Genomic DNA, 14,548 nt, shown 5'->3' on the forward strand with positions numbered 1-14,548 from the left:
CCCCATCGCGGTGCGCCCAAGCAGGCAGGCCGGCACGTCCGAACCAAGCGCCGCCGCAATCTCGAACAGGCGCGGGTCGTCAGTCGCGACATCGTGCGCCCGCGCCAGCGCGCGCAAGGCGGCCGCCGCATCGGCGGAGCCGCCGCCAATGCCCGAAGCGACCGGCAAATGCTTGTCGAGCGTGAAGGCCCCGCCCACGGGCACGCCGAAGCGATCGGCAAAGGCGCGCGCGGCGCGCGTGACGAGATTGTCGCCCTCGCCCGACAGGCCACCCGCAAACGGGCCGGTGATGGTCAGCGAGAGCGGCCCTGGCTCCAGCGAAACGGTGTCGCCATCGGCGACAAAGGCGAACAGCGTTTCCAGCTCATGATAGCCATCGGTGCGCCGCGCGCGGACGTGCAGCGCGAGGTTGATCTTGGCGGGGGCGTTTTCGGTGATCATCGGCGGCAGCCCCTAGAGCAAGATCGCATCGGTTGAAAACAGCGATGCGAGCCTGCGGAGGGAAACGCCCCCATCACATATTCGGATAATTCGGTCCGCCGCCGCCCTCCGGCACCACCCAGTTGATGTTCTGCGTCGGGTCCTTGATGTCGCAGGTCTTGCAATGGACGCAATTCTGCGCGTTGATGACGAACTTCGGGTTGCCCTCTTCCTGCCCGACGATTTCATACACGCCCGCCGGGCAATAACGCTGCGCCGGCTCGTCATACATTGGCAGGTCATATTCGACCGGGATGTTCGGGTCCTTCAGCGTCAAATGGACGGGCTGGTCCTCCTCGTGATTGGTGTTCGAGATGAACACCGAGGAGAGACGATCGAAGGTCAGCACGCCATCGGGCTTGGGATAGGCGATCGGCTTGACCTGATCCTTGCGCCACAGGCTTTCGTTGTTGGGGTGGTGCTTCATCGTGAAGGGCATCTTGATGCCGATATATTCGGCCCACATCGTCACGTTCGCCAGCGCCGAACCGATCAGCTCGCCGAACTTTTCGACCAAAGGCACGACGTTGCGGACGATCGACAGCTCCTTCTTGACCCAGCTCGCCTCGAACGCCTCCGGGTACGCCGCCAGCTCATCATGCTGGCGCTGCGATAGGATCGCATCGACCGCAGCTTCCGCCGCCATCATGCCGCTCTTCATCGCGGTGTGCGTGCCCTTGATGCGCGGAACGTTGAGGAAACCGGCCGAACAGCCGATCAGCGCACCGCCGGGGAAGACCAGCTTGGGGATCGACTGCAAGCCGCCATCGCTAATCGCGCGCGCGCCATAGGACACGCGCTTTGCACCTTTCAGGATCTCGGCGACCTTGGGATGGGTCTTCCAGCGCTGCATTTCGTGGAAGGGCGACAGATACGGGTTGGAATAGCTGAGCCAGGTGACGAAACCGAGCGCGACCTGCCCATTGGCCTGGTGATACAGGAAGCCGCCGCCATTGGAGCCCTCGGTCTCATTGAGCGGCCAGCCCTGGGTGTGGATCACGCGGCCGGGCACATGGTTTTCGGGGGCGATGTCCCACAATTCCTTGATGCCGATGCCGTAGACCTGCGGCTGGCTGTCCTTCGCCAGATCGAAGGTGCGGATGATCTGCTTGGACAGATGGCCGCGCACGCCCTCCCCGAAGAAGGTGTATTTGGCGTGGATTTCGAGGCCCGGCGTATAATCGGGCTTGTGCGTGCCGTCGCGCGCCACGCCCATATCGCCGGTGGCGACGCCCTTTACCGAGCCATCGTCATTGTAGAGAATCTCGGCAGCGGCAAAGCCCGGGAAAATCTCGACGCCCAGCTCCTCGGCCTGAGTCGCCAGCCAGCGGCACAGATTGCCCAAGCTGCCGGTATAGGTGCCCTTATTGTGCATGAAGGGCGGCGTGAGGAAATGCGGCACCGCGACCTTGCCGGTCTTGGACAGCATCCAATGCTGGTTGTCGGTGACGGGCACCTCGGCAAGCGGGCAGCCCTTTTCGCGCCAATCGGGGATCAGCTCATCGAGCGAGCGCGGATCGATGACCGCGCCCGACAAAATGTGCGCGCCGACTTCGGAGCCTTTTTCAAGGATGCAGACCGACAGGTCCGCGCCCTTTTCGGCCGCAACCTGTTTCAGCCGGATCGCCGCCGACAGGCCGGCAGGGCCAGCCCCGACGATTACGACGTCATAGGGCATGGATTCGCGGTGGTTTTCGGCCCCAGTTTCTTGGCTGCTCACATCTCGTCTCCATCGCGGACGCCACCTGCGCATTCTCGTCGCGCGCGCGGCACGTCCTGTCCATCTCCGCGTGCCAGCGAATTGACCTTCACGTCAACATAGGAGTCTAAAGGAACGCATGGGGGCTGACCAGAATATCGATTGGCGTTTGGCGGCGGCGAGCGCGCTGGAATGGTGGCGCGACGTCGGCATCGACACGCTGGTCGATGAGGACGCGCGCGACTGGACCGCCACCCCGCTTGCACCGGTCGAAACCCAGCCACAGCGCCCGGCCCCGCGCGCCGTAGCGGCACCGGTCGTCGTGCCGCTACCGGTTACGCTCGATGCGTTCCTCGCGTGGCGCACTGGTCCCGATGCGCCGGAAGCAGCGTGGCGCGGCGATCCGATCGCGGCATCGGGCAATCCCGCCGCAGACATCATGATTTTGGTGGATGTGCCCGATCGCGACGATAGCGATACCGGCGTGCTGCTGAGTGGCACGGTCGGGCGGTTGTTCGACCGGATGCTGGCCGCGATCGGGCGGGATCGCGAATCGGTGTACCTTGCGCCAATGTGCTCGGTGCGCCCGATGGCGGGCCGAATCGCGCCGGAAATCGAGGCGCGGCTGGTCGAGATTGCGCGCCATCATGTCGCGCTGGTCGCCCCGAAACGGGTACTCCTATTAGGGAATGCGCCCAGTCGTGGATTTACCGGGATGGACGTCGCGCGTGCCCGCGGTAGTTTGCAGGCAATTAACCTCGAAGGTGGCATGGGTGGGACCACGGTTGATGTGGTGGCCAGTTTCCATCCGCGACTCTTGCTGGAACGGCCCGCCGAAAAGGCGCGCGCGTGGAAGGATTTGCAGATGCTGATCGCAGGATTGGACGCATGAGCGCTAGACTGGCTGTCGTCGCCACCTTGGCGCTCGCCGTTCCCGGTGTCGCGCATGCGGCGGGGGAGCCGCCGGCCTCGATCGAAACCGCCAGTCCGCGCGGCGTTATTCCCGCACAGCTCGATGTCGAGCAGCGCGAGGGTTATCGCGCGGTCTTCGCCAGCATCCGCAGCCAGAGATGGCAGGACGCCCAGCTTCAGCTCGCCGCGCTCAAGCCCGGCCCGCTCCACGCGATCGCGCAGGCGGAATTGCTGACCGCCAAGGGTTCGCCCAAGGCCGATCTCGACCCGTTGATGAAGCTGCTCGCCAGTGCGCCCGAACTGCCCCAGGCCAAGCAGATCCTGACGATGGCCGCGTCGCGCGGGGGTGTCGGGTTGCCGCCGCTGCCCGAGGCACGCGCGCTCACCTGGATCGACGGCGCGCCCGCCCGCAAGCGCGCGAAGAGCTTCGGCAAAGGCGATCTGCTCGCGGTCGAACTCGCGCTGAAGATGCAGCCGATGATCAAGGAAGATCGCGGGGCGGATGCGCAGGCGCTGCTCGAGGCGACGCCGGGGCTTTCCAGCGACCTGCAGACCGAATGGCAGCGCAAGATCGCCTGGATGTATTTCCTGGCGGGTGACGACAGCAATGCCCGCGCGATGGCGCAGAAGGCCGCCGCCGGATATGGCGATTTCGCGGTCGAGGGCCAGTGGGTCGGGGCGCTGGCGGCATGGCGGCAGCATGATTGCGCCGCCGCTGGCACGCTGTTCGAGGGCGTTGCCGCGCGCGCCAGCGATGTCGACCTGCGCGCGGCGGCACTCTATTGGGCGGCGCGCGCCGACATGCAGTGCGCGCGGCCCGATCGCGTCGAGAACCGGCTGAAGAACGCGGCGCAATATCGCGAGACGTTTTACGGGCTGCTGGCACGCCAGCGCTCGGCATTCGCGAAACCGCCGCGCACCCGATGGCGGCCGTGGTCGCGAGCGACTGGCAGACGCTTGGTCGCCGCCCCAATGTGCGCGTTGCGGCGGCCTTGGTCGAGATTGGCGAAAACGGGTTGGCCGACAGTGTCATCCGGCAACAAGCGCGGATCGGCGACCCCGCCGAATATCCCGCTTTGGTCCGCCTTACGACGGCACTCGATCTTCCCGCCACGTTGATCTGGCTGTCGCACAATGGCCCGGTCGGCGCGACGCCGCCAGTCGAGGCGCGCTTCCCCGCGCCCAATTGGGCACCCGATGGCGGCTGGCGCGTCGACAAGGCGCTGGTGTTTGCGCACACGCTGCAGGAATCGCGCTTCCGCACCGATGTGGTGAGCCCGGCCGGTGCCTATGGCCTGATGCAAGTGCGTCCCGGTGCCGCGACCGACATTGCGCGCAAGCAGGGCCGCAATTTCGACCGCAGCGCCCTCTCCCGCCCCGGCACCAATTTTGAGGTCGGGCAAAGCTATCTCGAGCAATTGCGCGACCAGCATTGCACCGACGGGCTGCTGCCCAAGGTGATTGCGGCCTATAACGCCGGGCCTGGGCCGGTCGAGGCGTGGAACGCGCAGGCCCGCGACGGCGGCGATCCGTTGCTTTACATCGAATCGATCCCGTTCTGGGAGACGCGCGGCTATGTCACTACGGTGCTGCGCAACTATTGGGTGTATGAGGCGCAGACCGGCAAGACCGCCTCGGTCAGCCGTGCCGCTTTGTCGCAGGGCCTGTGGCCGCGCTTCCCTGGTTTGCCGGGGGCTGCGGCGGTGCGGTTAACATCAAGTGCGTCCTCGGGCCGCACGATGGCGAGCACCACGGCGACCAGCCCCTCGAGACAAGCGATCGCCCGTGCCGATTGACGAAAGCCTGACCTTCCAGCCCGTCCGCATTGCCGTCCTTACCGTCTCCGACACGCGCGGCCTTGCCGAGGATCGCTCGGGCGATACGCTGGTCGCACGGCTGGAGGAGGCAGGCCATATCCTCGCCGCGCGCGAGATCGTGCGCGACGATGCCGATCTGATTGTCGCCACGCTGCATCGCTGGATCGATGACGAGCAGGTCGATTGCGTCATCACCACCGGCGGCACCGGCGTGACCGGGCGCGACGTGACGCCCGAGGCGATCGAGCGCGTTGCCGACAAGATGATCCCGGGCTTTGGCGAACTGTTCCGCTGGCTCAGTTTCCAGTCGATCGGCACCTCGACCGTGCAATCGCGCGCCTGCGCCTGCGTCACCCGCGGCACCTATATCTTCGCGCTGCCGGGCTCGACCGGCGCGGTGAAGGACGGGTGGGACGGCATCCTGGCGAGCCAGCTCGACAGCCGCCACCGGCCGTGTAACTTCGTCGAGCTCATGCCGCGTTTGCGGGAACGCTAAGCCCTCACAGGCACGCGACTGTCCGCTACTTCTTCGCCGCCGCGCGCTTTTCGTCGAGGAACTTGGCGAGATCGGCGTCCATCGTCTGATACCAGTCGACGATATCGGCAAAATTGGCGAAGGTGGTTTTGCCGATCGCGGAGAAATCCATCCACTCGTCGAGCGTGCCCTCCTTGGTGACCACGATCTTCAAAAAGCGCTTGTCGCGATTCCATTCATTGGCGAGTTCGGGCGTGAACAGCGGCTCGGCCTTATACCAGCTCGAGAATTGATAGGAGCCGCAATCCTTCACGCCGGTGCAGCCGTAAAATTCGATGGTGAAGGAAGACCCGTTGGCTCCGCTCAACACATAGGGCTCGCCTGCCTTGTTGGTCTTGAGCTCGGCCTTGTAGCCCGCGTCATGGAGCGCCTGGACCACCACCGACGGCTGGCGGAGATCGAGCAAGCGCTCTTTATCCTCTTATCCTCCTCCGCAGATGCCACCATCGGCAGGACCGCCAAAGCCGCAAACAACACTGCTGCAGAGCAATGAAGATACGAACGAATCATCGAAAAATCCCCCGGAAATCTTCGTGATATGTATCATCCAGATCTTGGCGGACAAGCACTTCACCTTGGCTGCATCACCGCCAATTCATGCCCCGCCACATCGCGAAAATGAAACCGCCGCCCGCCGGGGAAGGCGAAGATCGCCAGCGTGATCTCGCCTCCTGCCGCCTGTACCGCCGCTTCCGCCATCTCCAGATCCGCCACCTCGATCACCGGCAGCGGGGCCGCGGTCTGTTCCGCGATATCGCCCTGCAGGCCGATATCCGTGTCCCCGCTCATCGTGGAGGCATAGCTTGGCCCGAAATCGGTAAAATCCCAGCCGAAGGCGGCGGTGTAAAACGCCTTGGCCGCGGCAAGGTCGCGAACCGGCAGTTCGAGATAGTTCAGACGCGCCATCGCTGGGTCTCCTCCCAAATGTTCTTGTTACGTTCTTACGTGCCTGCTAGCATCTGTCAATGGCCCAAAACCGCCCCCAGCGCGGCGCAACGCTCAATCGCGAAAGCCGCCGCTTCAACTTGCCCGAGCGCGAGGCGGATGGCGACTGGCTGGATGATCGTGAAGCGCTCGACGGTGCCCCGCCGCGCTGCGTACCACGGTTACGGTCGAGCGGCCGCGCACGATCATCAGCCGCAACAGCTCACCCGACGTGCCCTTCGATCGGTCGGTTAACCCGTATCGCGGGTGCGAGCATGGCTGCATCTATTGCTTCGCGCGACCGACCCACGCGTTTCACGACCTTTCGCCGGGGCTCGATTTCGAGAGCAAGCTGTTTGCCAAACCCGATGCCCCCGCCCTGTTGCGCGCCGAATTGTCCAAGCGCGGCTATGTTGCGCAACCGATCGCGTTCGGCACCAATACCGACCCCTACCAGCCGATCGAGCGCGAATGGCGGATCACGCGGGGGTGCATCGCGGTGCTGGCCGAGACCAACCATCCCCTCACCATCACCACCAAATCGGACCGGGTGGTGCACGATCTCGACCTGATCGCGCCGATGGCGGCCAAAGGGCTGGCGGCGGTGGCGATTTCGATCACCTCGCTCGACCCCAAAATCGCGATGACGGTCGAACCGCGCGCGCCGACCCCGAAGCGGCGGCTGGCGGCGGTGCGCGCGCTGGTCGCGGCGGGCGTGCCGACGCATGTCTCGATCGCGCCCGTCATCCCCGCGATCACCGATCACGAAATCGAGCATCTGGTCGAGCAAGCGGCGGAGGCGGGCGCGCGCTCGGTCTCGTTCATTCCGGTGCGGCTGCCGTGGGAGGTCGCCCCCTTGTTCAAGGCCTGGCTCGACACGCACTTCCCCGACCGCGCGAGCAAGGTGATGGCGACGATCGCCTCGATCCGGCAGGGCCGAGAGAATGATCCGGGCTTCTTCTCGCGGATGCGCGGCAGTGGCCCCTGGGCGGACTTGCTGCGCACGCGCTTCCTCATCGCATGCCGCAAGCATGGGATGAACCAGGAGCGGATGGTGTTGCGCACCGACCTGTTCCGCCCGCCCGCAGGGCCCCAGGGCGATTTGTTTGGCTGAAGCCGGGTGGGCGTCGTCCGCGATCTTTGCTATGCCCGCGCCGGATGCGGGGGCTTCTGACATTTACGGTGCTGGTCGCCGCCGTTCCGGCTTACGGCCAGGTGCTGCCGCGCGCGCCCGAGGGCGGCGATGTCTCGGCGAACATCCGCCTGCGCTACGAAACGATCCGCGATCAGGCGCGCGCGGGCGTACCCGTCGATGAAGCCTCGACCCAGTTGCGCACGATCGTGCGTGCGACATATCGCAGAGGCCCGCTGACGCTGGGCGGGACGCTGTTCGACAGCCGCGCGCTCGATGCTCCGCGCCCAAGCGCGCTGTCGACGAACGAGGTCAATGGCTTCGAGCCGGTGGAGGCGTTTCTCGGGCTCGATCTGGGCGATGCCGCGCGCAAGCGGCTCTACGGGCATGTGACGCTTGGGCGGCAGACCGCCGACCTGCGCTCGCGCCGGTTGATCGCCAATGACGATTACCGCAACACCACCAACGCCTTTACCGGAGCCCGGCTCGATCTGGCCGACGGCGATCGCTGGAATGTGACTGCTTTCTATCTGCTGCCGCAACAACGCTTGCCCGACGATGCCGCCGGATTGCGGACCGGGCGCGTAGTGCTGGATCGGGAGGGGTTCGATACGCGCATCTGGGGGGCGACGGCCGGGCTGCCGCGCCTGTTCGGTCGCGTTGCGGGCGATATCGGCGCGTACCGCTTCGAGGAACGCGACCGCCCGGACCATGCGACGCGCAATCGTCACCTGACGACGCTGACCGCACGGCTGGTCGCCCCCGCCAGCCCGGGCAAAACCGATGGCGAAGTCGAGATCATGCGCCAGACCGGCACGATTGCCGTCAGCCTTGCCCCCACCGCCGCACGCGTGCCGGTGGAGACGTGGTTCGCGCACGCGCGGATCGGCTATCAATGGACCAGGGCATGGACGCCGCGTCTCGCCGTCGAGGGCGATTATGCTTCGGGCGACCGCCGCAACGGCGGCTATGGTCGGTTCGACACGCTGTACGGCATGCGCCGCGCCGATTTTTCCCCAGCGGGACTGTATAATGCGGTGACGCGCAGCAACCTGATTTCGCTCGGACCCCGGCTGGAGGTGACGCCGTCGCGCCGCGTGGACGCGATGCTGTCGGTCAAGAAACTGTGGCTCGCCTCGGCACGCGATGCCTTTGCCACCACCAGCGTGGTCGACCCGACCGGGCAATCGGGCCGCGATGCCGGGTGGCAGAGTGATGCCCGCGTGCGGTTCTGGGCGGTGCCCAAGCGCCTCCAGCTTGAGGCCGACGGAGTGTGGCTGGCAAAGGGCCGCTTCCTCGCCAGCGCGCTCAACCGTGCCAGTGACCACGACACGCTATACCTGTCGCTCAACGCGTCGGTATTCTTTTAAGAAGGCGGGCATGAGCCGCATCAAGAACAGCTTCCCCCCGCGCGAGGAACTCGAACGATTGATCGATGCGCACGGGCATTTGACGATCCGCGCAACCCCCAATGCGGGCGCGAACGACATCCGCCTGCCCGCCGATGGAGCGCCCGCTGTGCTCAACGTGCGGACCACCGTGACGCCCGAGGATGGCAAGGCCAATGACGCGATCCTCGCCTTGCTCGCCAAGGCGCTGGGTCGACCGCGATCGGCGCTAACGCTGGTGCGCGGCGCGACCGCGCGCGACAAGGTGGTGCTGGTGACGCGCTAGCGCGGGAGTATTGCCGCGAATCCCCGTTCGCCCTGAGCTTGTCGAAGGGCACCTCTCAAAGCGCAGGACGCGCGTGGCGCGAGCGGGGCTTCGACAAGCTCAGCCCGAACGGAAAGAAGCGGAAGCCTCAGCTTCAGGCCGCCGCCAGCACATGGTCCTTGAACTGTTCGCGCAAGGCAGTTTTGAGCAGCTTGCCGGTCGCAGTGTGCGGCAGCGCCTCGACGAACACGATTTCATCGGGCAACCACCATTTGGCCACGTGACGGCCAAGGTGGACCAGAATCTCGTGCGGGGTCACCGCACTGCCGGGCTTGCGCACGACGACCAGCAGCGGGCGTTCGTCCCATTTCGGGTGATACACGCCGATTGCCGCCGCCTCGGCAACGCCGGGGCAGCCGATCGCGGCATTTTCGAGATCGACCGAGGAAATCCACTCGCCACCCGATTTGATGACGTCCTTGGCGCGATCGGTGATCTGCATCGTGCCGTCGCCGTGGAGCACCGCGACATCGCCGGTGTCGAACCAATTGTCGGCATCGACCGCGTCCTCCGTGGCCTTGAAGTAGCGTTTCACCACCCACGGCCCGCGCACTTGCAACCGACCCGAACTGGTGCCGTCGCGCGGCAGCACAGCCCCCGCATCATCGACGATACGCAATTCGATGCCGAAGGGAATCTGCCCCTGCTTGCCGACATGGTCGAGTTGGGCCTCCGCGCTCATCTCGTCCCAATGCGGCGGCGGAAAACCGGCGGTGCCGACCGGCGAGGTCTCGGTCATCCCCCACAGATGCTTGACCTCGACGCCCATGCCCATGATCCGCTCGATCATCGCGCGCGGCGCGGCCGAGCCGCCGATCGTCACTTGGCTAAGGAAGCGTGGCACCTCGCCGGTCGCATCGATATGGCCGAACATCGCCAGCCACACCGTCGGCACGCCCGCCGAATGCGTGACCTTTTCCTGGTTCATCAAGCGGCACAGCACCGCCGGATCGTTGACCGCAGCATAGACGAATTTCGCGCCGGCCAGCGCGCCCGCGAACGGCAATCCCCAGGAGGCGGCGTGGAACATCGGCACGACCGGCAGCACGACGGCGGAAGGCGAGAGGTTGAACACCCAGGGTGCGACTTCGGCCATGGCGTGGATCACGGTCGAGCGATGTTCGTACAGCACGCCCTTGGGGTTACCGGTAGTGCCGCTGGTGTAGCAGAGCATACACGGATCGCGCTCTGGCCCTTCGTGCCAGCTATAGGCCCCGTCCTCAGGCGCAATCAGCGCATCGAAGCCGCCATCGTCGAAACAGACATAGCGTTCGATGCTGGTCCACAGCGGTTTGAGCCGGTCGACCAAAGGCTGGAACTGCTTGTCATAGAGCAGCACGCGGTCTTCGGCATGGTTGGCGATATAGATAAGTTGTTCGTCGAACAGGCGCGGGTTGATGGTGTGGATCACCCCGCCCATCCCGATCGTGCCATACCAGGCGACCAGATGGTGGCTGTGGTTCATCGCCAGTGTGGCGACGCGGTCGCCGGGCTTAAGCCCGATCCGCTCCAGCGCCTGCGCCAGCTTGCGGGCATCGCGGGCGACCCCTGCCCAATCGCTGCGGGTTTCGCGTCCATCGGCCCAATAGCTGACGATCTCACGCCCGCCATGTTCGCGCGCGGCGTGGTCCAGCAGCCGCGGCACCCGCAATTCGAAATCCTGCATTCCGCCGAGCATAAACTCCCCTCCCGCTTGCGGGAGGGGCTGGGGAGATGCTTCCTTCGCCCCGCCGCCGCTCCCGCTACTATCCGACGAGTGCCAGCCGCGCCTCTGCGGTTCTCAGCACTACGTTCGAAACATCCTGCAAGGCTTCGATCCGCGCGGCAAGCTCCCCGTCGAGCAGAAAGTCGCGCCCGAGCAGCACGCGGGTGGTCTCGCCCGGCGAAACCGTCACCGTCGCCCATATCTCGCCGCGTGCGCCGCGTGCCTCCGACAGCATGCTCGCAAGTGCCGCCATCGCGCCCGGCGCATCGACCGACAATTCCAGGCAGAAGCGCGCGTTGGAGGCGAGCGATTCGAAGGATTGCAGCCGCTTGACCGAGACACGCGGGGTTTCCTCGCCGGGGCGGCGATCGAGCTCGACCGTCGCCAGGCCGCAGCCTCCGGTGCGCGCGCATTCCTCCAGCTCGGCGGCGACCGCATCGTCGAAGCAGGTCGCCATGAACTGGCCCGACGGGTCCGACAGCGTCGCCATCATATAGCGCTTGCCGCGCGCCGAGGTGCGCCAGCGCGCATCCTCGACCAGCACCGCCATGGTCGCACCGGCGCGGGTGCCGTCATCGGGAATGTTGAGTTCGCCCAGCGTGACGAAGCTGCGCGCGCCGTGCAGCTTGGCCAAATGGCTGTGCCGGTCGACCGGATGCGCGGAGAAATAAAAGCCGAACGCCTCACGCTCCTGGTCCATCCGTTCGGCCATCGTCCAGCGCGCGGAGAGCGGGAATTTGATCGGCGGTTCGGACGCTTCGGCGGTGCCGAACAGGCCGCCCTGCCCGCTGATTTTCTGGTCGTGAATCCGCGCGGCGGTGGCGAGGATCGTCTCGGCGCTCGCCACGATCCCGGCGCGATTGTCATTGAGCGCATCGAACGCGCCCGCCGCCGCGAGCGTTTCCAACTGCCGCTTGTTGAGGATGCGCGGATCGATGCGGCGTGCGAGATCGTCGATCGACTCGAACGGCCCGCCCGCCTCGCGCTCCGCGACGAGCTTTTCCATCGCGCCTTCGCCGACCGATTTGAGCGCGGCGAGCGCATAGCGCACGGCGAGCCCGTCGCCGCTATCCTCGACCGAGAATTCGGCTTCGCTGCGGTTGATGTCGGGCGGCAGAATAGCGACGCCAAGGCGGCGCATATCGTCGATGAACACGCTCAATTTGTCGGTCTGCGCCTGATCGAAGCACATCGAGGCCGCGAAAAATTCGTGCGGGTGGTGCGCCTTGAGCCACGCTGTCTGATAGGACAGCAAGGCGTAGGCGGCGGCGTGCGACTTGTTGAAGCCGTAGCCGGCGAATTTGTCGATCAAGTCGAACAATTCGTTGGCCTTGGCTTCGGGAATGCCGTTGATCGTCTTGCAGCCCTCGACGAAACCCGCGCGCTGCGCGTCCATTTCGGACTTCACCTTCTTGCCCATCGCGCGACGCAGCAAATCGGCTTGTCCGAGCGAATAGCCGGCCAGGATCTGCGCCGCCTGCATCACCTGTTCCTGATAAACGAAAATGCCGTAGGTTTCTGACAAGATGCCTTCGAGCAGCGGGTGCGGATAGGCGATCTCTTCCTGCCCATTCTTGCGACGGCCGAACATCGGGATATTGTCCATCGGGCCCGGACGATACAGCGAGACGAGCGCGATGATGTCGCCGAAATTGGACGGGCGAACGGCCGACAGCGTGCGGCGCATCCCTTCGGATTCGAGCTGGAAGACGCCGACCGTGTCGCCCTTTTGCAGCAATTTGTAGACGCCCTCGTCATCCCATTCGAGCGCGTCGAGATCGACCACCACGCCGCGCGCGGCCAACAGGTCGATCGCCTTCTTGAGCACCGACAACGTCTTGAGGCCGAGAAAGTCGAACTTCACGAGGCCTGCGCCCTCGACATATTTCATGTCGAATTGCGTGACGGGCATGTCCGAACGCGGATCGCGGTAGAGCGGCACGAGATCGGCGAGCGGACGGTCGCCGATCACCACGCCCGCGGCGTGGGTCGAGCTGTGGCGCGGCAGGCCTTCGAGCTTCATCGCCAGATCGAGCAAATGCCGCACGCTGCGATCGTTCTTATATTCGCTGTGCAGTTCCGACACGCCGTCGATCGCGCGTTTCAGGTCCCACGGGTCGGCGGGAAGGTTGGGGATCAGCTTGGCAAGCCGGTCGATCTGGCCATAGCCCATTTGCAGCACGCGCCCGGTGTCCTTCAGCACCGCGCGCGCCTTCAGCTTACCGAAGGTGATGATCTGCGCGACCTGGTCGCGGCCATATTTCTCCTGGACGTAGCGGATCACCTCGCCACGCCGCGTTTCGCAAAAGTCGATGTCGAAGTCGGGCATCGACACGCGTTCCGGGTTGAGGAAGCGTTCGAACAGCAGGCCGAGTTTCATCGGGTCGAGATCGGTGATGGTCAGCGCCCAGGCGACGACCGAGCCCGCGCCCGAACCACGCCCCGGCCCCACCGGGATGTCATGATCCTTCGCCCATTTGATGAAGTCCCCGACGATCAGGAAGTAGCCGGGGAAGCCCATCTGGATGATGACGTCGAGCTCGAAATCGAGCCGCTTGCGGTACGGCTCGCGCCAGTCCGAATCTCCCCTCCCGCGTGCGGGAGGGGTTGGGGGAGGGCCTGAACCAGCCGCAGAAGACTCCCCTCCCCCAGTCACACCCGCAAGCGGGAGGGGAGCAGAAACCGCGAGTTGTTCGATCCGGTCGAGCCGCCGCTCGAGCCCGGCATGGGCATCCTCGCGCAGCTTGGCGGCCTCGGCGGTGGGATCGCCGGCGAGGCTCGGCAGGATCGGCTTGCGCTTGGGCGCGCCGACGCCGCAGCGCTGCGCCACCACCAGCGTGTTGGCGATCGCCTCGGGCAAGTCCGCGAACAGCTCGCGCATGTCCTTGGCGGGCTTCATCCACGCGTCCGGCGAGGTGCGCGGCCGGTCTTCGCTGGCGACATAGGTCGAATTGGCGATGCACAGCAACGCATCGTGCGCCTCGCTGAAATCCTGCGTGGCGAAGCAGCACGGGTTGGTCGCGACCAGCGGCAGATTGCGGTCGTAGGCAAGATCGAGCAGCGCCGGTTCGGCCTTGCCTTCGATCTCATCGAGCCGCCGGGTCAGCTCGATATAGAGCCGGTCGGGGAACAAGGCCTGCAGGCGATCGGCATAAGCCAGCGCGCGATCGGGCTGATCCTCGGCGAACAGCCGCGCCAGTGCACCTTCACGACCGGCGGTGAGCGCGAGCAGGCCGTCGGTGCGGCCCTCCAGCGCGGCGAAGGGGACGTGCGGCGCGAGTTCGAGCGGGCGATCGAGATGCGCTTGCGATACCAGCACGCACAGATTGCGATAGCCATCCTCATCCTGTGCGTAGAGCGCGATCCAGTCGAGCACGGGCGGTGCATTCTCGGGCATATCGGGGCGAGCGACGCCGAGCATCGTGCCGATCACCGGCTGCACCCCCGCCGCGCGCGCGGCATCGCCAAACGCCATCGCGGCGTACAGGCCGTTACGGTCGGTCAAGGCGGCGGCGGGAAAGCCCAGTTCCTGCGCGCGTTTGGCAATCGCCTTTGGCTCGATCGCGCCATCGAGCATGGTGTAGGAAGAGAAGATCCGAAGGGGTACGAACGCGGAATGGGCCATTCCGGT

At 65.5% G+C, this 14,548-nt stretch carries 10 protein-coding genes and 2 pseudogenes; 6 read left to right on the forward strand and 6 right to left on the reverse strand.

Annotation, left to right across the window (positions count from 1 at the left end; all coding sequences use genetic code 11):
* Both NW75_RS17080 and NW75_RS17085 read right to left on the reverse strand, forming a co-directional pair.
* Window positions 1-441 (reverse strand): GHMP family kinase ATP-binding protein (locus tag NW75_RS17080; protein ID WP_033966369.1); only part of this gene is annotated, 441 nt, incomplete at its 3' end.
* 73 nt (window positions 442-514) lie between these two features.
* Window positions 515-2,158 carry an electron transfer flavoprotein-ubiquinone oxidoreductase gene (locus NW75_RS17085; RefSeq protein WP_033966396.1) on the reverse strand — a complete coding sequence of 548 codons (1,644 nt, stop codon included), beginning with the start codon at window positions 2,156-2,158 and terminating at the stop codon, window positions 515-517.
* A gap of 160 nt (window positions 2,159-2,318) precedes the next feature.
* On the opposite strand from NW75_RS17085, the gene NW75_RS17090 reads away from it, so the two are divergent.
* The 3 genes and pseudogenes from NW75_RS17090 (at window position 2,319) to moaB (ending at window position 5,404) form a co-directional block, all read left to right on the forward strand.
* Entirely contained in the window at window positions 2,319-3,071 is a 753-nt protein-coding gene (locus NW75_RS17090) for a uracil-DNA glycosylase (RefSeq protein ID WP_033966370.1), read from the forward strand.
* A pseudogene (locus NW75_RS28380) lies at window positions 3,068-4,887 on the forward strand (lytic transglycosylase domain-containing protein). The gene NW75_RS17090 and the pseudogene NW75_RS28380 overlap by 4 nt, the downstream one beginning before the upstream one ends.
* Window positions 4,877-5,404, forward strand: a complete 528-nt coding sequence (gene moaB, locus NW75_RS17100) for a molybdenum cofactor biosynthesis protein B (protein WP_033966371.1) — start codon at window positions 4,877-4,879, stop codon at window positions 5,402-5,404. The pseudogene NW75_RS28380 and the gene moaB overlap by 11 nt, the downstream one beginning before the upstream one ends.
* Before the next feature lie 25 nt (window positions 5,405-5,429).
* Here moaB and NW75_RS17105 read toward each other — a convergent pair whose 3' ends face one another.
* Window positions 5,430-5,849: a YbjN domain-containing protein gene (locus tag NW75_RS17105; protein WP_052192473.1), complete on the reverse strand. Its 420-nt coding sequence runs from the start codon at window positions 5,847-5,849 to the stop codon at window positions 5,430-5,432.
* 164 nt (window positions 5,850-6,013) lie between these two features.
* Complete coding sequence (locus NW75_RS17110; protein WP_033966373.1) at window positions 6,014-6,349, reverse strand: VOC family protein; 336 nt, start codon at window positions 6,347-6,349, stop codon at window positions 6,014-6,016.
* A 59-nt stretch (window positions 6,350-6,408) separates the two neighbouring features.
* On the opposite strand from NW75_RS17110, the pseudogene NW75_RS17115 reads away from it, so the two are divergent.
* The 3 genes and pseudogenes from NW75_RS17115 to NW75_RS17125 all read left to right on the forward strand — a co-directional run bounded on the left by NW75_RS17115 (window position 6,409) and on the right by NW75_RS17125 (window position 9,173).
* A pseudogene (locus tag NW75_RS17115) lies at window positions 6,409-7,481 on the forward strand (PA0069 family radical SAM protein).
* A gap of 44 nt (window positions 7,482-7,525) precedes the next feature.
* Complete coding sequence (locus tag NW75_RS17120; protein WP_052192474.1) at window positions 7,526-8,869, forward strand: alginate export family protein; 1,344 nt, start codon at window positions 7,526-7,528, stop codon at window positions 8,867-8,869.
* A 10-nt stretch (window positions 8,870-8,879) separates the two neighbouring features.
* Window positions 8,880-9,173 carry a DUF167 domain-containing protein gene (locus NW75_RS17125; protein ID WP_081988809.1) on the forward strand — a complete coding sequence of 98 codons (294 nt, stop codon included), beginning with the start codon at window positions 8,880-8,882 and terminating at the stop codon, window positions 9,171-9,173.
* 133 nt (window positions 9,174-9,306) lie between these two features.
* On the opposite strand, the gene NW75_RS17130 is transcribed toward NW75_RS17125, so the two are convergent.
* Together NW75_RS17130 and dnaE are read right to left on the reverse strand one after the other, a co-directional pair.
* A complete protein-coding gene (locus NW75_RS17130; RefSeq protein ID WP_033966374.1) occupies window positions 9,307-10,890 on the reverse strand; it encodes a long-chain fatty acid--CoA ligase in 1,584 nt (527 codons plus the stop codon).
* 67 nt (window positions 10,891-10,957) lie between these two features.
* Window positions 10,958-14,542, reverse strand: a complete 3,585-nt coding sequence (gene dnaE / locus NW75_RS17135) for a DNA polymerase III subunit alpha (protein ID WP_033966378.1) — start codon at window positions 14,540-14,542, stop codon at window positions 10,958-10,960.
* Between the last annotated feature and the right edge of the window lie 6 nt (window positions 14,543-14,548).

Source organism: Sphingomonas sp. Ant H11 (genome assembly GCF_000797515.1).
GTDB lineage: Bacteria > Pseudomonadota > Alphaproteobacteria > Sphingomonadales > Sphingomonadaceae > Sphingomonas.

Coding starts and splice junctions, on each gene's coding strand:
- NW75_RS17085 (WP_033966396.1), bottom strand. CDS start 2,158: ATGCCCTATGACGTCGTAATCGTCGGGGCTGGCCCTGCCGGCCTGTCG.
- NW75_RS17090 (WP_033966370.1), top strand. CDS start 2,319: ATGGGGGCTGACCAGAATATCGATTGGCGTTTGGCGGCGGCGAGCGCG.
- NW75_RS17110 (WP_033966373.1), bottom strand. CDS start 6,349: ATGGCGCGTCTGAACTATCTCGAACTGCCGGTTCGCGACCTTGCCGCG.
- NW75_RS17120 (WP_052192474.1), top strand. CDS start 7,526: ATGCGGGGGCTTCTGACATTTACGGTGCTGGTCGCCGCCGTTCCGGCT.
- NW75_RS17125 (WP_081988809.1), top strand. CDS start 8,880: ATGAGCCGCATCAAGAACAGCTTCCCCCCGCGCGAGGAACTCGAACGA.
- NW75_RS17130 (WP_033966374.1), bottom strand. CDS start 10,890: ATGCTCGGCGGAATGCAGGATTTCGAATTGCGGGTGCCGCGGCTGCTG.
- dnaE (WP_033966378.1), bottom strand. CDS start 14,542: ATGGCCCATTCCGCGTTCGTACCCCTTCGGATCTTCTCTTCCTACACC.